17 protein-coding genes are annotated in these 18,262 nt (G+C 69.0%); 11 read left to right on the top strand and 6 right to left on the bottom strand.

Annotated elements, in window-relative coordinates:
* The first annotated feature begins 36 nt into the window (after window positions 1–36).
* The 5 genes from LYSHEL_RS05805 to uvrD all read left to right on the top strand — a co-directional run bounded on the left by LYSHEL_RS05805 (window position 37) and on the right by uvrD (window position 7,893).
* Window positions 37–2,361 (top strand): S9 family peptidase, encoded by a 2,325-nt coding sequence (locus tag LYSHEL_RS05805; RefSeq protein WP_213436601.1) that lies wholly within the window; start codon window positions 37–39, stop codon window positions 2,359–2,361.
* Between the two features lie 67 nt (window positions 2,362–2,428).
* Window positions 2,429–3,019, top strand: coding sequence for a biliverdin-producing heme oxygenase (locus tag LYSHEL_RS05800; RefSeq protein ID WP_213436599.1), 591 nt, complete (start codon window positions 2,429–2,431; stop codon window positions 3,017–3,019).
* Between the two features lie 10 nt (window positions 3,020–3,029).
* Window positions 3,030–4,757: a GAF domain-containing protein gene (locus LYSHEL_RS05795; protein ID WP_213436597.1), complete on the top strand. Its 1,728-nt coding sequence runs from the start codon at window positions 3,030–3,032 to the stop codon at window positions 4,755–4,757.
* A gap of 262 nt (window positions 4,758–5,019) precedes the next feature.
* Window positions 5,020–5,670, top strand: coding sequence for a TIGR00645 family protein (locus LYSHEL_RS05790; protein WP_213436595.1), 651 nt, complete (start codon window positions 5,020–5,022; stop codon window positions 5,668–5,670).
* A gap of 48 nt (window positions 5,671–5,718) precedes the next feature.
* Window positions 5,719–7,893 carry a DNA helicase II gene (gene uvrD, locus LYSHEL_RS05785; protein WP_213436593.1) on the top strand — a complete coding sequence of 725 codons (2,175 nt, stop codon included), beginning with the start codon at window positions 5,719–5,721 and terminating at the stop codon, window positions 7,891–7,893.
* A gap of 7 nt (window positions 7,894–7,900) precedes the next feature.
* Here uvrD and LYSHEL_RS05780 read toward each other — a convergent pair whose 3' ends face one another.
* Window positions 7,901–8,098 (bottom strand): hypothetical protein, encoded by a 198-nt coding sequence (locus LYSHEL_RS05780; RefSeq protein WP_213436591.1) that lies wholly within the window; start codon window positions 8,096–8,098, stop codon window positions 7,901–7,903.
* Between the two features lie 30 nt (window positions 8,099–8,128).
* Window positions 8,129–8,464 carry a DUF2782 domain-containing protein gene (locus tag LYSHEL_RS05775; protein ID WP_213436589.1) on the bottom strand — a complete coding sequence of 112 codons (336 nt, stop codon included), beginning with the start codon at window positions 8,462–8,464 and terminating at the stop codon, window positions 8,129–8,131.
* 99 nt (window positions 8,465–8,563) lie between these two features.
* Between LYSHEL_RS05775 and polA the strand changes: the two genes are divergently transcribed.
* A complete protein-coding gene (polA, locus tag LYSHEL_RS05770) occupies window positions 8,564–11,344 on the top strand; it encodes a DNA polymerase I (RefSeq protein ID WP_213436587.1) in 2,781 nt (926 codons plus the stop codon).
* Window positions 11,345–11,644: 300 nt separating this feature from the next.
* On the top strand, window positions 11,645–12,124 hold the full coding sequence (locus tag LYSHEL_RS05765) for a DUF421 domain-containing protein (RefSeq protein WP_213436585.1): 480 nt from the start codon (window positions 11,645–11,647) through the stop codon (window positions 12,122–12,124).
* Here the strand turns inward: LYSHEL_RS05765 and hemF are convergent.
* From hemF to LYSHEL_RS05745, 4 genes are read right to left on the bottom strand one after another with little or no spacing between them, the layout of a single operon-like run.
* A complete protein-coding gene (gene hemF, locus LYSHEL_RS05760; protein WP_213436583.1) occupies window positions 12,121–13,053 on the bottom strand; it encodes an oxygen-dependent coproporphyrinogen oxidase in 933 nt (310 codons plus the stop codon). The two genes, LYSHEL_RS05765 and hemF, sit on opposite strands and share 4 nt — an antisense overlap.
* A gap of 45 nt (window positions 13,054–13,098) precedes the next feature.
* Window positions 13,099–14,349 carry a heme biosynthesis protein HemY gene (locus LYSHEL_RS05755; protein ID WP_213436581.1) on the bottom strand — a complete coding sequence of 417 codons (1,251 nt, stop codon included), beginning with the start codon at window positions 14,347–14,349 and terminating at the stop codon, window positions 13,099–13,101.
* Window positions 14,346–15,326 (bottom strand): uroporphyrinogen-III C-methyltransferase, encoded by a 981-nt coding sequence (locus LYSHEL_RS05750; RefSeq protein ID WP_244858681.1) that lies wholly within the window; start codon window positions 15,324–15,326, stop codon window positions 14,346–14,348. The genes LYSHEL_RS05755 and LYSHEL_RS05750 overlap by 4 nt, the downstream gene beginning before the upstream one ends.
* Before the next feature lie 33 nt (window positions 15,327–15,359).
* Window positions 15,360–16,202: a uroporphyrinogen-III synthase gene (locus LYSHEL_RS05745; RefSeq protein WP_244858680.1), complete on the bottom strand. Its 843-nt coding sequence runs from the start codon at window positions 16,200–16,202 to the stop codon at window positions 15,360–15,362.
* On the opposite strand from LYSHEL_RS05745, the gene LYSHEL_RS05740 reads away from it, so the two are divergent.
* The 4 genes from LYSHEL_RS05740 to secB all read left to right on the top strand — a co-directional run bounded on the left by LYSHEL_RS05740 (window position 16,201) and on the right by secB (window position 18,258).
* Window positions 16,201–16,665 (top strand): YiiD C-terminal domain-containing protein, encoded by a 465-nt coding sequence (locus LYSHEL_RS05740; protein ID WP_213436579.1) that lies wholly within the window; start codon window positions 16,201–16,203, stop codon window positions 16,663–16,665. The two genes, LYSHEL_RS05745 and LYSHEL_RS05740, sit on opposite strands and share 2 nt — an antisense overlap.
* A gap of 27 nt (window positions 16,666–16,692) precedes the next feature.
* On the top strand, window positions 16,693–17,127 hold the full coding sequence (locus LYSHEL_RS05735) for a hypothetical protein (protein WP_213436577.1): 435 nt from the start codon (window positions 16,693–16,695) through the stop codon (window positions 17,125–17,127).
* A 76-nt stretch (window positions 17,128–17,203) separates the two neighbouring features.
* Window positions 17,204–17,638 (top strand): rhodanese-like domain-containing protein, encoded by a 435-nt coding sequence (locus LYSHEL_RS05730; RefSeq protein ID WP_213436575.1) that lies wholly within the window; start codon window positions 17,204–17,206, stop codon window positions 17,636–17,638.
* Between the two features lie 95 nt (window positions 17,639–17,733).
* On the top strand, window positions 17,734–18,258 hold the full coding sequence (gene secB / locus LYSHEL_RS05725) for a protein-export chaperone SecB (RefSeq protein ID WP_213436573.1): 525 nt from the start codon (window positions 17,734–17,736) through the stop codon (window positions 18,256–18,258).
* The last annotated feature ends 4 nt before the right edge of the window (window positions 18,259–18,262 follow it).

Raw genomic sequence — 18,262 nt, 5'->3', positions numbered from 1 at the left:
GATCGCGGGCTCTTGATCCGGATCGGGGAGCGGGGCATGGGTTTGAAGTTGCAGGCGGGCGCATCGGTCGCCGTGTTGTTCCTGTGCACGGGCGGCGCGTTCGCGCAAACCCCCGCGCGCGTCACCGAAGCGGACTACGCCCGCGCCGAGCGCATGCTCGGCCAGAACACCGGCCCGCTCGTGGACCACGCCGTCACCGGCGTGAAGTGGCTCGACGACGGCCACTTCGTCTACTTCGAATCCGATGCCAACGGCATGCACCTGCAGCGCATGGATGCGGCCACCGGCAAGGCCGCGCCCGCGTTCGACCACGTGCGCATGGGCAAGGCGCTCTCCGCCGCCACCGGCAAGCCGGTGGACGCGCGTCGCCTCGACCGGGTGATCTCGGGCATCGACGGCACCGCCGACGGCCGCCTCGACATCGCCGTGCGCGACACGCATTACCTGTGCGACGCGGTGAAGCCGCACTGCGTGGCCAAGCCCGCGCCGAAGGCGAAGGACGGCGACGGCCCCGGCAATGCCTCGCCGGACGGCAAGCGCGAAGCCTTCATCCGCGACTGGAACCTGTGGGTGCGCGAGTTGCCGAGCGGCAAGGAAACGCAGCTCACCACCGACGGCATCAAGGATTTCGGCTACGCGACCAACAACGCGGGCTGGGTGCACGACGACAGCGCGATCCTGGTGTGGTCGCCGGATTCGTCGAAGATCGCCACGTTCCAGCAGGACCAGCGCAAGACGGGCGAGATGACGCTCGTGTCGACGAAGGTCGGCCATCCGGACGTGCAGACCTGGAAGTACCCGCTGGTCGGCGACAAGGACGTCACGATGATCGAGCGCGTCGTCATCGACGTGCCCACGCATTCGGTGCTGCGCCTGAAGACGCCGCCGGACCAGCATCGTTCGACGCAGTGCGACGACGTGAGCTGCTTCGGCGGCTGGGAAGACGTACAGTGGGCGAAGGACGGCAAGACGATCGCCTTCGCCTCCACCTCGCGCGACCACACCAAGACCTGGGTGCGCATCGCCGACGTCGCCACGGGCGCCGTGCGCGACGTGTTCCAGGAAGACGCGAAGAACTGGTTCGAGTCCGGCATCAACGCGATCAACTGGCGTTACCTGTCGGAGAGCAACGAGATCCTGTGGTGGAGCCAACGCAGCAACTGGGGCCATCTCTATGTGTATGACGCGACCAACGGCAAGCTGAAGCACCAGGTGACGAAGGGCGACTGGAACGTCGCCGAACTGCTGCGCCTCGACACCGCCACGCGCACCGCGTGGTTCACCGGCGTCGGCCGCGAAGAAGGCCACCATCCGTACCACCAGCACCTGTATCGCGTGAACCTGGATTCGGGCGAGCCCGTGCTGCTGTCGCCGGAAGACGCGCAGCACACGTTCCGCCTGTCGCCCGATGGCACGCGCGTGGTCGATACGTATTCCACCACCGCCGTCGCGCCGGTCACCGTGTTGCGGGATGCCAACGACGGCAAGGTGCTCGCGCAGGTCGCGCAGGCCGACCTCGCCCGCCTGAAGCTGAGCGGCTGGGTCGCCCCGGAACCGATCGTGGTGAAGGCGCGCGACGGCAAGACCGACCTGTACGGGATGCTGTTCAAGCCGTCCAACTTCGACCCGAACAAGAAGTACCCGATCATCAACTACGTCTATCCGGGCCCGCAGGTGGGTTCGGTGCGCAGCTACGGGTTCCTGTCGGCGCACGGCGACAACCAGGCCCTGGCCGAACTGGGCTTCGTGGTCGTAGCGATCGACGGCATGGGCACGCCGTACCGCTCCAAGGCGTTCCACGACGGTTACGCGAAGAACATCGGCGACAACACGCTGCCCGACCAGGTCGCCGGCATGAAGCAGCTCGCCGCGCGCTATCCGTGGATCGACTTGTCGCGCGTGGGCATCTGGGGCCATTCCGGCGGCGGCAACGCCACGGGCACGGCGATGTTCCGCTATGGCGACTTCTTCAAGGTCGGCATCGCCGAGAGCGGCAACCACGACAACCGCAACTACGAAGACGACTGGGCGGAGAAGTGGCAGGGCCTGCTGGTGTCGGGCAAGGACGGCAAGTCCAACTACGACGACCAGGCCAACCAGAACCATGCGTCCGGCCTGAAGGGCCACCTGCTGCTCATCCATGGCCTGATGGACGACAACGTGCCGCCGTCGAGCACGCTGCTGGTCGTGGATGCGCTGATCAAGGCCAACAAGGACTTCGACCTGTTGCTGCTGCCGAACGCCCGCCACGGTTACGGCGAGTACTCGCTGTACGTGATGCGCAAGCGCTGGGATTACTTCGTCGACCACTTGCTGGGCGCTGAACATCCGGCCGCATACGCCATCAAACCGGCGAAATAATCCGCCGGTCAGCGACGGTGTAGGTCGGTGAAGAACGGGTCATCGGCGTGGTGTAAATTGCGCGCCGATGACGCCAGCAGCCGACAACGGATATCGCGATCGACTGCGCGGAGCCACCGGCACCGCGCATGTGCGCCTCGACGCACGATTCGCCCATGGCCTGCGCACCGCGCAGGAATACCGCACGTACCTGGTCGGCATGCAGGCGTTCCTCGCCAATGCCGAGCGGGCGCTGTCGGCCGCCAACCTCGGCCCGACGTGGCGCGCATGGTGCGATCCGGTGCGCACGCCCTGGATCGATGCGGATCTTGAAGCCCTCGGCCTGTCGCCGCTCGAACCCGGCCCTGCGCTCGTGGTGTCCAGCGATGCGGAAGCCGCGGGCCTGATGTACGTGATCGAAGGCTCCGCGCTGGGCGCCACGCAGCTGGTCGTGCATGCGCAGGCGCTGGGGCACACCGCCGGCGCGGGCGCCAACTTCCTGCATCGCCACGGCGGCCTCGGTGTCGGCGTGCGCTGGCGCGCCTTCGTGCGGTGCCTCGAGAACGCCGCGTTCGAAGCCAGCGACGAGAGCGCGATGATGATTGCCGCGGCACGCACGTTCGCGTCCGCCGAACACGAATTCCACCGGGCCGAACTGTCCGCACGGCCCGCCTGCTGAGGAAGCGTCCTTGGACCACGATCAAGCCACCGCGGCCGCCGCCGCCGGCGCCGCCGAATGCGCGCGGGAACCGATCCACCTGAGCGGCGCGATCCAGCCGCACGGCTACCTGCTCAGTTGCACGCTGCCGGACTGGACCATCCGCCAGGCCTCGGCCAACGTCGCCGAACTGCTCGACGTTCCGCCGGATGAAGTGCTCGGCCACAGCCTGCGCGAACACGTCGCGGACGATGTGCTGGAGCCGCTGCTCGAAGTAATCGAAATGATCGAACCGGGCGCGACGCCGCAACGCGCCGCGGTCGGCAACATCGGCGCGCTGGCGCACATGTGCGACATCGGCGTGCACGTCGCCAATGGCCTGGTGCACCTGGAGCTGGAGCCGCGCGCGGGATCGGGCAATCGGCAGACGCCCACGGTGATGGCGCAGCGCATGATCGCGCGCGTCAGCGTGGCGCCCGACATGCGCGGGTTCCACCAGCGCACCGCGGAAGAGATCCGCCGCCTCACGGGCTACGACCGCGTGATGGTGTATCGCTTCCGCCACGACGATGCGGGCGAGGTGATCGCCGAATCGCGCGCGGACGACCTCGAGCCGTTCCTCGGCCTGCGCTTCCCCGCCTCCGACATCCCCGTGCAGGCGCGCACGCTGTACGTGCGCAACCGCATCCGCGTGATCCCCGACGCCAACTACGTCGCGGTGCCGATCCTGCCGGGCGTCGATGCATCCGGTGCACCGCTCGACCTGAGCCAGCACGCGTTGCGCAGCGTCTCGCCCGTGCATTGCGAATACCTCCGCAACATGGGCGTGGCGGCGTCGATGTCGTTGTCGATCGTGAGCGGCGGGCGCCTGTGGGGCCTGATCGCCTGCCACCACCGCGAACCGCGCCTGGTGCCGCCGTCGGTGCGCGCCGCGGCCGACATGTTCAGCCTGTTCGTTTCGATGCGCGTGGCCGTGGACGAGCAGTCCATCGCCTCGCGCCAGGACGACCGCGCGCGCGACACGCGCGAACACCTCGCACTGCGGCTGTCGGCGGGCGTGGGCGAACTAGGCGCGTCGCTTGCGAACGCGCTCGATCTCGTCGTATCGATGCTGCCCTGCGATGGCGTGGCGCTGCGCAGCGACGGACAGTGGACGACGCACGGCCGCACGCCGGAGCCCGATGGCCTGGCGCACGCCGTGGGCTGGGCGCGCGCGCACGGCACCGAACGCGTGCCGACCACCGACATCGCCAGCGAATGGACGATGCCCGGTGCGCAGCACGGACTGGCCGGCGTGCTCGCGCTGTCGTTCGGGCGTCGCGATGACTGGTTGTTGTTCTTCCGCGCAGAGCAGGTGGAAGACGTGGTGTGGGCGGGCGATCCGCACAAGTCGATGGTGGCCACCGACGATGGCGTGCGCATCGCACCGCGCAAGAGTTTCGCCAGCTGGCGCGAAACCGTGCGCGGCCGCAGCCTGCCGTGGTCCGACGCCGAACGCGCGGCCGCCGATCGCCTGCGCTGGCTGCTGCAGGAACGCCTGTGGCAGCCGCTGCCGGACGAAGCCGACAACGTGAGCGACATGCGCGCGTTCCGCCGTCGCCACGTGATTGCGGAACAAAAGTCGCGCCTCGACCAGCTCAGTGGTCTGCTCGACGGCCTCGGTCACCTGGAAGACGCGGAGACCGCGCGCATCGGTGCGCGCATCGCCGAACTCGAAGCGGAGCTTCGTGCATTGCTATTGGGGCATTCCGTTACTTGACGGGAATCCTCCGCGCGTTTGGATTCCGTCCCGCGGGGACGTGATTCGCGTTGCACCCGTTGGAACTTCGGCGTAACTTCCGCGCCGTCCCCGGCCATCCCGGGCTCCAAGTCCTCCGGCCAGGTACGTCCCCCGGAGGCAGGCCAGAAGCAGCGTACGCCAGCTGCTCGCTGGCCTAGGACAACAAGCCGCCTGCAAGGGCGGCTTTCTTTTTGCAGCGCGACTCGGCACCCTCGCCGGCTGTCCCCCACGCAGGTCCCCCATGGCGAACGTCCCGCACCACAGCACGCTCAATCCCTTGTCCGCGCTGATCTTCTCGTCGCGCTGGCTGCAGTTGCCGTTGTACCTGGGGCTGATCGTGGCGCAGGGCGTGTACGTGTTCCTGTTCGCGAAGGAACTGATCCATCTCATCCACGAAACGCCGCGCCTGGGCGAGCAGCAGATCATGCTGATCGTGCTGGGCCTGATCGACGTGGTGATGATCTCCAACCTGCTGATGATGGTGATCGTGGGCGGCTACGAGACGTTCGTGTCGCGCCTGCGGCTGGAGGGCCACCCGGACCAGCCGGAGTGGCTGAGCCACGTCAACGCGAGCGTGCTGAAGGTGAAGCTGGCGATGGCGATCATCGGCATCTCCTCGATCCACCTGCTCAAGAGCTTCATCGAAGTCGGCATGGTCGACGGCTTGCCGCTGTGCAGTTCGCAGGCCGGCATCGCGGCGATGGTGGCGATGAAGCCGCTGATCGACGCGGGCGAGAACCTCAAGGCCTGCACCACCATCACCGCCACGGGCGTGCTGTGGCAGACGATCATCCACACCGTGTTCATCCTCTCGGCGATCGGCATCGCCTGGACCGACAAGCTGATGGCGGGCACGACGGTGAAGCGCGAGAAGGAAGCACACGCGCACTGATTGCCCGCGTCCACCGCAGGACCGCGCGCGCGCCCGTAAAATGCGCGCATGGATGTCTCCCACCTGCTCGACGCGCTCAACCCCGCCCAACGCGAGGCCGTGACCGCGGCCGCCGGCCACTACCTCGTGCTGGCCGGCGCGGGCAGCGGCAAGACCCGCGTGCTGATGCACCGCATCGCATGGTTGAACGAAGTGATGGGCGTGCCGCCGCACGGCATCCTCGCGGTCACCTTCACCAACAAGGCCGCCGGCGAGCTGAGACATCGCGCAGAGCACCTGCTGCGCAACGGATCGCGCGGCATGTGGATCGGCACCTTCCACGGCCTCGCCCATCGCCTGCTGCGCCTGCACTGGCAGGACGCCGGTTTGCCGGAAGGCTTCCAGGTGCTGGATTCGGACGACCAGCTGCGCCTCGTCAAGCGCGTGGTGCAACAGCTGGAACTCGACGACACGCGGTTTCCGCCGCGGCAGATCGCGTGGTGGATCAACGCGCAGAAGGATGAAGGCCGGCGCGCCGAGAACATCCAGCCGGGCAGCGACTGGTTCATGGACACGATGCGCAAGGCGTACGCGGCCTACCAGGAGCGTTGCGAACGCGCGGGCCTGGTGGATTTCGCGGAGCTGCTGCTGCGCGCGCACGAACTGCTGCGCGACAACGCGGGCTTGCTGGCGCATTACCGGCACCGGTTCGGCGAAGTGCTGGTCGACGAATTCCAGGACACCAATGCGATCCAGTACGGCTTCGTGCGCCTGCTGGCGGGCGAGACGGGCCACGTGTTCGTGGTCGGCGACGACGACCAGGCGATCTACGGCTGGCGTGGCGCGAAGGTCGAGAACGTGCAGCGTTTCCTGCGCGACTACCCGGGCGCGACCACGCTGCGCCTGGAACAGAACTACCGCTCCACGTCCAACATCCTCAACGCCGCCAACGCGGTGATCGCGCACAACCCCGATCGCCTCGGCAAACAGCTGTGGACCGACGCCGGCGAAGGCGAGCCGATCGACCTGTACGCGGCGTACAACGAAATCGACGAAGCCCGCTTCGTCGTCGAACGCATCCGCGCCTGGGTGCGCGACGGCGGCAGCCACGGCGAGTGCGCGATCCTCTATCGCAGCAACGCGCAGTCGCGTGCGTTCGAAGAAGCCTTGCTCGGCGAACAGATCCCGTACCGCGTGTACGGCGGGCAGCGCTTCTTCGAGCGCGCGGAAATCAAGGACACGCTGGCGTACCTGCGCCTGGTGACCAATCGCGCGGACGATGCCGCCTTCGAGCGCGCGGTGAACACCCCGACCCGCGGCATCGGCGAGCGCACGCTGGACGAAGTGCGTCGTCGCGCGCGCGAAGAGGCGATCTCGTTGTGGGAAGCGGCCAAGCGCGTCTCCGAAGGCACGGGCCTGGCGGCGCGCGCGCGCAACGCGATCGCGGGGTTCCTGCTGCTGGTCGAAGGCCTGCAGGTGGAAACCGACGCCTTGCCGCTGCAGGAGAAGATCGACCACGTGCTGGTGCGCAGCGGCCTGCGCGAGCACTACGCGAACGAATCACGCGGCCAGCTGGATTCGCGCACCGACAACCTCGACGAACTCGTGTCGGTCGCCTCGCGCTTCGTGCATGGCGACGACGAGGAATCGGCGGCGTTGAGCGAGCTCGTCGCGTTCCTCAGCTACGCCGCGCTGGAAGCGGGCGAGGGCCAGGCGCAATCCGGCGAGGACGGCGTGCAGCTGATGACGCTGCACAGCGCGAAGGGGCTGGAATTCCCGCTGGTGTTCCTCGCCGGCCTGGAAGAAGGCCTGTTCCCCAACACGAAGTCCTCCGAGGAGCCCGGTCGCCTCGAGGAAGAACGGCGCCTGGCGTACGTCGGCATCACGCGTGCGCGGCAGAAGCTCGTACTCACGTATGCCGAGGCGCGGCGCATCCACGGCTCGGACATGTACGGGATCCCCTCGCGCTTCCTGCGCGAGATCCCCGGCCCGCTGGTGAACGAAGTGCGGCCGCGCGTGCAGGTCTCGCGTCCCTACATGCCGCAGGGGCGGCGCAACGCGGCGATGCCGGCGATGGATCCGGCGCCCGTGAAGCTCGGCGCCAACGTGCGCCATCCGACGTTCGGTACTGGCGTGGTCATCGATTACGAAGGCACCGGCGCGCACGCACGCGTGCAGGTCAATTTCGACGACGCCGGTTCGAAATGGCTGGTGCTGGCCTACGCCAACCTGCAGCCGGCCTGACGGTCGCTTACGGTGCGTCGGCCACCGACGCCTGCAACGCGCTGGCGAGCGCGGCATCGCCGCTGACCAGCGCCGACCAGGCGAGCTCGAGGCCCTTGCGGCGTCCCTTTTCCACGAGCTTCAGGCCATCGGGACCGATGGTGAGCGTGTACACCTGGTCTCCGATCTGCAGTTCGCGGCGCATGGGTTTGTCGAGCTTGGTCATCGTGGTCCTCCGGGGGGAAGGCGGCGGGGGTCACCAGCCATAGAGCTTGAAGTAGACGGGCGCGTCGCGCGTGCCCTGGGGCGTGCGGTCCAGGCGGCCGTCGCCATCGGAATCGGTGAGGTAATACGTGGGGCCATGCGGCGGCACGATGCGGACCATCGAGATGGCGCCACCGACGCGGTACTCGGTGACGACGTCGCCGTTGGTTTCGGTCCGCGTGCTGGCCACGGCATCGGGCGGGATGGGAGGCCCACCGGCATCGGCCCCGCCATAGGTACTGCAGCCGGCGACGAGCGCGCCGGTGAAAACCGCGGCGATCGACAGCACGAGCGCGACTTGTCGCGCGGGGCGGGGAAACGCGTCCATCCGACACCTCCTGCCTGGCTCCATCCGGTCCGGATTATGCGCCCGGGATGTTGTGGCGACGTGGTCGGGGCGGGCGCGATGCGGGCGTAGAATCCCCGGATGCCAAGACTGGTCCTGATCGACGGGTCCTCGTACCTGTATCGCGCGTTCCACGCGCTTCCCCCTCTCACCAACAGCGCCGGCGAGCCCACGGGCGCCCTGTTCGGCGTCGTGAACATGCTGCGCGCCACGCTGGCCGAGCAGCCGGACTGCGCCGCCTTCGTCGTCGACGCGCCCGGCAAGACGTTCCGTGACGACCTCTATCCCGAATACAAGGCCAATCGCGCCGCGATGCCGGACGACCTGCGCGCGCAGATCGCGCCCATGTGCGAGATCGTGCAGGCGCTCGGCTTCCCCATCCTGCGCGTGGATGGCGTGGAAGCGGACGACGTGATCGGCACGCTCGCGCTGGAAGCCGCGCGCGACGGCGCGGACGTCACGATCTCCACCGGCGACAAGGACTTCGCGCAGCTGGTGCGCGTGCAGGGCGGCGGCCTCGGCGCGATCTCCCTCGTCAACACGATGAGCGGCAGCGTGCTCGACAACGACGGCAAGGTGTTCGACAAGTTCGGCGTGCACGCGCACCAGATCGTCGACATGCTCGCGCTGATGGGCGATGCGGTCGACAACGTGCCCGGCGTCGACAAGTGCGGCCCCAAGACGGCGGCGAAGTGGCTCGCCGAATACGGCTCGCTCGACGGCGTGATGGAAAACGCGGCGAAGATCGGCGGCAAGATCGGCGAGAACCTGCGCGCGGCGTTGCCGCGGCTGCCGCTGAATCGCGAACTGGTGACGATCAAGACCGACGTTGCGCTGGAATTGCCCGCAAAGGCGCTCAAGCTGCGCGCACGCGACGTCGATGCGCTGCGCGTGCTGTACGCCCGCTACGGGTTCAACGCGGCCTTGCGCGAACTCGACGGCACGCCCGCGCCCGCGGCGGCGCGCAAGACCTCGATGCGCGGCACCGAAGCTGGATACGCGCGCACGGGATCCGCGGCGCCCGACGGTGCGATCGATCCGAAGCTGTCGGAACCGGGCGAATACGAAACCATCCTCACGCGCGATCGCCTGGACGCGTGGATCGCGCAGGTGCAGGCCGCCGAGGCCTTCGCGTTCGATACGGAAACCGATTCGCTCGACGCGTTGTGCGCCAACCTGGTGGGCATCAGCCTGGCGGTGGAAGCCGGGCGCGCGTGCTACATCCCGCTCGGCCACACCTATCCGGGCGCGCCGGCGCAGTTGCCGCTCGCCGACACGCTGGATGCATTGCGTCCGCTGTTCGCGGACGCGAACAGGCGCAAGATCGGGCAGCACGGCAAGTACGACCTGCACGTCCTGCGTTGCCACGGCATGGACGTGCACGGTTACGCCGAGGACACGATGCTGGAAAGCTTCGTGTGGAACGCGGGCGCGAGCCGCCACGACATGGATTCGCTCGCCAAGCGCTACCTCGGCTACGACGCGGTCAAGTACGAAGACGTCGCGGGCAAGGGCGCCAAGCAGATCCTGTTCTCGCAGGTGTCGCTGGAAGACGGCACGCGCTACGCGGCGGAAGACGCCGACATCACCCTGCGCCTGCATTCGGTGCTGCGCCCGAAGGTGGCGTCGGAACCCACGCTCGATCGCGTCTATCGCGAAATCGAAATGCCGCTCGTGCCCGTGCTGGAGCGCGTGGAAGCCAACGGCGTGTTGGTCGACGTCGTGGAGCTCAAGCGCCAGTCCGCGGACCTCGGCAAGCGCATGCTCGACGCGCAGCAGCGCGCGACCGAACTCGCCGGCCGCACCTTCAGCCTGGACTCGCCGAAGCAGGTGGGCCAGTTGCTGTTCGAGGAATTGAAGCTGCCCGTGCAGGTGAAGACGCCGAGCGGCCAGCCCAGCGTCAACGAAGAAGCGCTGGAGGCCATCGCGGACATGCACGAGCTGCCGCGCATCATCCTGGAGTACCGCGGCCTGGCGAAGCTGCGCAGCACGTACACCGACAAGCTGCCGGACATGGTCAACCGCAACACCGGCCGCGTGCACACCAGCTACCACCAGGCGGGCGCCGCGACGGGCCGGTTGGCGTCCTCCGATCCCAACCTGCAGAACATCCCGATCCGCACCGAGGACGGCCGCCGCATCCGCCGCGCATTCATCGCCCCGGCGGGGCGCAGCATCGTGGCGTGCGACTACTCGCAGATCGAGTTGCGGATCATGGCGCACCTGTCGGAAGACGAGAACCTGCTGCGCGCATTCACCTCCGGCGCCGACATCCATCGCGCGACCGCGGCGGAAGTGTTCGGCAAGACCATCGAAGAGGTCTCCGGCAACGAGCGTCGCGCCGCGAAGGCGATCAATTTCGGCCTGATGTACGGTATGAGCGCATTCGGTTTAGCGCGCCAACTCGGCATCGGGCGCGGCGAAGCGCAGGACTACATCGCCTTGTATTTCTCGCGCTATCCGGGCGTGCGCGATTTCATGGAGCGCACGCGGCAGGAAGCGCGCGAGCGCGGCTTCGTCGAAACGGTGTTCGGGCGCCGGCTGCACCTGGAAAACATCGCCTCGCGCAACCAGGGCCTGCGCGCGGGCGCCGAACGCGCGGCGATCAACGCGCCGATGCAGGGGACTGCGGCGGATATCGTGAAGCGGGCGATGATCGAGATCGATCGCTGGCTCGCGGGCCTCGGCGGGCGCGCGCTGATGATCCTGCAGGTGCACGACGAACTCGTGTTCGACGTGGAGGACGGATTCGTGGACGATCTGGTCGATGGCGCGAAGGCGCGCATGGCCGCCGCCGCCGACTTGCGCGTGCCCCTCGTGGTCGATGCAGGCAAGGGCGCCAATTGGGATGAAGCCCACTGATGAGTCGCGGTTTGTGAGGGCGCTCCGGGCGCGATGAATTCATCCTGAATCCAACGAGTTCTTAACTGAAATCTTCACGAACCATCCATGCTTCGGGTGGTCTCATAGCCCGCGTCAGATGCAAGGTCTGACGCAGATCATCTCCCTCCCCTGGAGTGATCCCGAAGCGAAGACTCCTCCCCAAGTCCCGCTTCCCAGCCCCGCCGGTCTCCCCCTGGCCTGCGGGGCTTTTTATTGCCTTCGTTTTCATGCCCACGCGTTAAAGTCGCGCCACGCGGCCACGCAGCCTTGGGGAACCCGATGACCGACCTGTTCGACCTCGCCATGCCGTGGTGGGAATTCATCCTGCGCGCCGTGGTGGTCTACGTCGTGCTGCTGGCGATGATCCGGATCTCGGGCAAGCGGACGATGGGCCAGTTCACGCCCTTCGACGTCCTGCTGATCGTGCTGCTCGGCAACGCGGTGCAGAACTCGCTGCTCGGCGAGGACACCTCGCTGATGGGCGGGCTGTTCCTGGCGGCGATCCTGATCAGCCTGAATTGGCTCGTGGGCTACGTCAGTTCCCGCAGCCGGCGCGCCGAACGGCTGATCGAAGGCGAGCCCGTCCTGCTGGCGCGCGACGGCAAGCTGTTCAAGCGGGTCCTGCGCCGCGAACTCGTCAGCGAGAACGACTTCGACGAAGCCCTGCGCCAGAACGGCGAGCTGACGATGGAAGACGTCGCCTTCGCGCTGCTCGAGACCGACGGCCGGATCAGCGTGGTGCCGAAGAAGAAGGACTAGCCTTCGGCCAGCCAGTCGCGCGGGCGCAGGTAATCCGCCAGGCGCGCTTCCGGGCTGCCCGGTTCCGGCGCAAAGCCGTATTCCCAGCGCACCAGCGGCGGCAGGCTCATCAGGATGGATTCGGTGCGCCCGCCGCTCTGCAGGCCGAACAGCGTGCCGCGATCCAGCACCAGGTTGAATTCCACGTAGCGCCCGCGGCGATACAGCTGGAAGTCGCGCTCGCGTTCGCCCCAGGGCGTGTCGCGGCGGCGCTCGACGATCGGCAGGTAGGCGTCGAGGAACCCGTCGCCCACCGCGCGCATATAGGCGAAGTCGCGTTCGAAATCCTCGTGCAGGTCGTCGAAGAACAACCCGCCGACGCCGCGCGTCTCGTCCCGGTGCTTCAGGAAGAAGTACTCGTCGCACCAGCGCTTGTGCGCCGCGTACCGCGCTTCGCCGCCGAACGGCTCGCACAGCGCGCGTGCCGTCGCGTGCCAATGCCGCACGTCCTCGTCGACGGGATAGAACGGCGTGAGGTCGAAGCCGCCGCCGAACCACCACGCCACCGTCTTCCCGTCGCGCTGCGCCCGGAAGTGCCGCACGTTCGCATGCGTGGTGGGGATGTGCGGATTGCGCGGATGGAAGACGAGCGACATGCCGACAGCGCGCCAGGTGGCGCCGGCCAGTTCGGGGCGCGCGGCGGTCGCCGAGGGCGGGAGCTTCGATCCGGAGACATCGGAGAACCCGATGCCCGCCTGCTCGAACACCGCCCCGTCGCGCAGGATCCGCGTGCGCCCGCCGCCGCCTTCCGCGCGCTGCCAGCGGTCCTCGACGAAACGCGCGCCGCCGTCGGCGTGTTCGATCGCCGCGCAGATGCGGTCCTGCAGGTCGGTCAGGTAATCGCGGACGCGGGCAAAGCCAGCGTCGTCTTCGGTCGTCGCGTCGGTCATGCGCGGCATTCTAGCGAGGGTGCCGCGTGCGGCCCGCCGCCCCGGTCATTCGCGGAGGCGGGGCAGGCCGTGTTCGTCGCGGACCTCGATGGCGGCCTCGTCCACGATCTGTTGGCGCAGGTCGCGGTTGGGCAGCGGCTGGGGCGCTTCACCGCGCGTGGCGCGCAGCGCGTTGGCGTAGCAGCGGCGCGCGGTCTCGGGATCGCCCGCGGCGGCGTAACCCTCGCCGAGCGCTTCCCACGCCTGCGCCCCGCCCCCCTGGGCCACCGCGCGGTGCAGCGTGCCTTCCGCCACCGGCCACGGCGCGCTGGCGCGCTGGACTTGCGCGAGGGCGAGCAGGGCGGCGGGAGATTCCGGATGCGCCTGCAACCAGCGTTCGATCTGCGCGCGCCGCGCATCGGGCGTCGTCGTCGGCAACTTGCCGTACATCGCGACGAGGCCTTCGTCCCAGCGCGTCGCCAATGCCTGTTCGAGATTGCGTGCGGCCGCATCGTCCCAGCGCATCGCCGACGCGCGCGTGGCGTAGGCGCCGACGACCGACGGCTCCGATTGCAGCGGCTTGGGCAGGCTGTCCCAGCGATCGGCGAGCGCGTTGGCATCGGCCGATTCCGCCAGCGACGCCGCGGCCCAGCGCGCCTGCAGCGCATCGAGCGCCGCGGTGGGGAGCGCCTGCTGCTGGCGCAACGCACCGAGCATCCCGTAGGCCTCGTGGGAACGTCCCAGCGCCGCCAATGCATTCGCGCGGAGCACGAGGCCACGCGGCGGCAGGGGTTGCGCCGCGGGTGCGTCGAGCAACGCGAGCGTCGCCGCGGCATCGCCCGCGGCCCACGTGCGCTCGGCGCGCGCCAGCGCCGACGCGACCGGATAACGATCGCCCAATAACTCCAGCTGCCGGCTCGCCGCCGCCACATCGCCGCGCGCTTCCGCCGCCTGCGCCGCGGCCACGCGCGCCACCGGCGCCGAGGCGTCGCGCTCGGCCGCCATGTCGAGCAGCTTTTCCGCGCGCGACCAATGTCCCTGGTGCAACGCCGACATCCCGTCGACCAAACGCGCGCGCGCCTGCCTGCGTTTGAAACCCCGCCACCCGCGGAAGGGCAGCGCCAGCACCGTCCACGCCAACCACAATCCCAACAGCCCCGCGACGACCAGCAACAACGCGACGACCAGCGTGCTGCGGTAGTCGTGCCCGTGGAAGCGCACCAGCACCAGGCCCGGATCCTCCACCAGCCGCTGCGCCACCAGCGCACCGACCAGCGCGAGCACGAGCAGGAACAACAGGTTCCGGAACAGGTTCATGGCGCCTCCGTGCGGGCGCGCATCGCGCGCAATTGCGTGAGCGAACTGCCGAGCACCGGCGACCGCAACGCCAGCGACTGCGCGCGCAGCGCCTGCAACGCGCGACGTTGCGCACGCAGCGCATCGGTGTCCGGCCACAACCGCGGCAGCCACGCATCGGCGCGGCCGAGCGACGCACGCCACGTGGGCAGGTCGCGACGTTCCAGCGCGGCGCGCGCCAGCGTGAACTCGATGGCGAGCGCTTCCATGCCCGCGCTGCGATCGCTCGTCGCGCGCAGTTGCGCACGATCGCTCGGCTGGACGTCGATCAGGCGCGACGCGACGCGTTCCCACCACGAACGCTGCGACGCCTCGCGCGCATCGCGCACGAGCGGCAACGTGGGCAGGCGCGTTTCGATCGCATCGAGCTTCGCGGCCGCGGCGTGCGCCGGATCCACGCCGACGGCTTCCAGCGCCGCGCGCTCCTGCGCGAGCGTCTGGCGCAGGCTGAGGTACGCCGGATCGTCGATACCGTCGAGCATGCCCGAGGCCAACGCATACGCGCGGCGCGCACCGTCGAGGTCCGATGCGATGTCCAGGCGATTGCGCGCCATCGACAACAGCATCTCGACTTCATCCAGGCGCAGCGCCTGCGCGCCATGGCGATCGGGATCGGCGAGCTTCGACACGCTGTCTTCCAGCAGCGCCGCGCGCTGGCCGACGCCGAGCAGTTCGTCGCGCAGCACGCGGTTCGTCGCATCGGCCTGTTGCAGGCGACCGGCCTGCGCGCGCTGTTCGCGGCGCAAGGATTCCATGCGCGCTTCCAGCGCTTCGACGCGCTGTTGCGCATCGATTTCCATCGCGCGCGCGGCGGATTGGCGCTGCGTCCAGGCGTGCCAGCCCCATGCGGCGGCCAGCGCGAACAACAGCAGCACCAGCCACGCGAGCGGGGCGCGGCGGCGCGAGGGGAGGGCAGGCGATGCGTCGGGTTCGATCACGGTGTCGCCGATGACGCGGGGGGTGCGCAGATGCTACCGGATGGACCGTCGTGGGCCGCCATCACGCGCCGCGGCGACCAGCTCGGCCGGGCGCACGCCGGCCGCGATCCGCACGCGCCGGAAGCCGAGGGCCCGCGCCTCGTCCGCGAGCCGCGCGCTGCCGGCCGCGACGTCCCAGTCGAGCACCCGCGCCCGGAGATCGACCGGCGCGTGCTCGACCAACCCGCGCAGCGCATCGACGCTGCTCATCGCGATGCACGGCCGCGACGCCAGCGTGCGCAACGCAGTCCAGGCGCGCGGCGAAGGGGCGATCGGCACGCGGGCGTACACATCGGCACGCGCAAGCTTCGCGCCGCGCGCCTGCAGGCCGGGTGCCAGACGATCGCGCCCGCCGGGCGCGGTCACCAATCCCACCGTGCGGCCGGCGACATCCCGCAGCGCCGGCAGTGCCAGCACGCCTTCGCTGTCCGCGCGCGCCGGCACCACCACCTCGGACAGCCCGGCACGCCGCAACGCCGCGGCCGTTCCCGCACCGATCGCGCACACGACTTGTCCGCGCCGCGGCCGCAGCGGCGACAACATCGCCGCGCACCGCACGGCATTCGGACTGGTGAACACGACGACCGGCGCCGCCAGCGCTGCACGCAACGCTGCGCGCGTCGCCTTGTCGTTCCGCGGTGCGATGCGTGTCGTCGACACCGCGATGCATTGCGCGCCCGCATTCGCCGCCGCACGGCGCAACGCGCCATGCTGGCCGACCGGCCGCAGGGAGATCACGTACCATGCCGCGGTCCCGCGTTGGGTGTTCGGACGCATGGCGCGCAGCTTGTGGCGTGCCGCCCCGCGCCGCAACCGCTCATCGATGCGCACCGCCATGACCGATTCCCTCGCCGATCGCCTCGCCCACCTCGACGCCCACTACCAGGGCATGCCCCCGGTGGCGGCGATGGCGGTGTCGATCCACCACTTCGACGAAGAACGCCTCTCGCTCCTCGCCCCGCTGGATCGCAACGTCAACGACAAGGGCTGCGCGTTCGGCGGCAGCCTGTCGTCCCTGATGACGCTCGCCTGCTGGGGCCTCGCGACGATGCGCATCCAGGGCGCGGGCATGGAAGCCGACGTCTTCGTCGCCGACAGCCAGGTGCGCTACCTCGCGCCGCTGTACGCCGACCTGGACGCCGAAGCGCACGCCGCGCCCGACAGCGACTGGCAGGTGTTCCTGTCCACCCTCGCCGACCGCGGTCGCGCCCGCATCGAACTGCTGGCCCGCGTCCGCCTCCCCGACGGCGCCGACGCAGCGACACTGCGCGCACGTTTCGTCGCCTTCCGAAAAGGCTAGGATTCGCCGTCGCCCGAGGAGAACGGCATGTCGAACCGCAATGCAACGCTGCGCACCTGGTCCGGCGCTTTCGTGCTGGCGCTGTGCGTCCTGCTCGCCGGCTGCGCCGCCGACATCAAGCGCAACTCCATCGACCGCGTGCAGTACGCCTATTCCGCCGCCATCCGCTGGGGCGATTTCGAAGGCGCATGGCAGCTGGCCGACCCCGAATACCGCAAGGCCCACCCGATGACCGACCTGGAACTGGAGCGCTACAACCAGATCCAGGTCACCGCGTACCACGACCTCGCCTCGCAGACCCTGCCCGACGGCGACATCGTCCGCGAGGTCGAGATCAACCTGGTCAACCGCCACACCCTCGTGGAGCGCACCACGCGCTACACCGAGCGCTGGCGCTTCGACCCGGTCGCCGGGACCTGGTGGCTGGTCGGCGGCCTGCCGGATTTCTGGCAGGGCGGCTGACTGCCCGGAAGGGCCTTTTGCGCGCAGCAGCCGGGCGGGCGACAATCCCCGCCCGTTTCAAAGCAGTCCCCCACACGTGAATTTCGAAACCCTGCTGGATTTCGCCGGCCGCCACGCCATGCTCTCGATGGCCCTGGTGGGCCTGACCATCGCGCTCATCTACATGGAAGTCGCGCGCCTGTTCCGCAGCTACAAGGCGCTGCGCCCGGCTGCGCTGACCGCGCTGATCAACCGCGAGAACGCGCTGGTGGTGGACCTGTCCTCGACGGCGGAATTCGAGAAGGGCCACATCCCCGGCAGCAAGAACGTGCAGCCGAGCCAGTTCGATCCCGAGAACAAGCAGCTCGCCAACGCGAAGTCGCTGCCGGTCGTCGCGGTGTGCCGCACCGGCCAGGCGTCGGCGGCGGCGGCCAAGCGGCTGAAGCAGGCCGGCTTCGAGCAGGTGTACTGGCTGGACGGCGGCATCGCCGCCTGGCAACAGGCCGACCTGCCGCTCGTCAAAGGCCGCTGATCCGCCCTTGATTCACACACCGCGCGCCACCCGGGACGCCCCGGGTCGCGTGCCATAATCGCCCTCTTTTCCAAGCTTTCCGGAGTTGCAGCACCATGGCCGACGACATCATCAACGACACCACCCCGGCCCCGGCCGGCGCGACGTTCACCGTCGAAAAGATCTACGTCAAGGACGTGTCCTTCGAAGCGCCCGGCGCGCCGCAGGTGTTCAACGAGCAGGGCGCGCCCGAGCTGCAGATGAACCTCAACCAGAAGGTGCAGCGCCTGAGCGAAAGCGCGTTCGAAGTCATCCTCGGCATCACGCTCACCTGCAACGTCGCGGGCAAGACCGCGTACCTGGCCGAAGTGCAGCAGGCCGGCGTGTTCACGCTGGCGGGCTTCGAAGACGCCGGCATCGACGCGATGCTCGGCACGCAGTGCCCCAACCTGCTGTACCCGTACGCCGCCGCCAACGTGTCGCAGCTGATCCAGTCCGGTGGTTTCCCGCCGTTCTTCATGCAGCCGATCAACTTCGACGGCCTGTACGCCGAAAACCTGCGCCAGCGCGCCGCGCAGCAGGCGGGCGCCCTGTCGGGCGGCACCGACCTGGGCGGCACGGAGACGGTCGGGAACGCCTGACCGC

Source organism: Lysobacter helvus (genome assembly GCF_018406645.1).
Taxonomy (GTDB): domain Bacteria; phylum Pseudomonadota; class Gammaproteobacteria; order Xanthomonadales; family Xanthomonadaceae; genus Noviluteimonas; species Noviluteimonas caseinilytica.
Note: the sequence above shows the minus strand (reverse complement) of the source record. Positions and strands in the feature narration are given on the sequence as shown.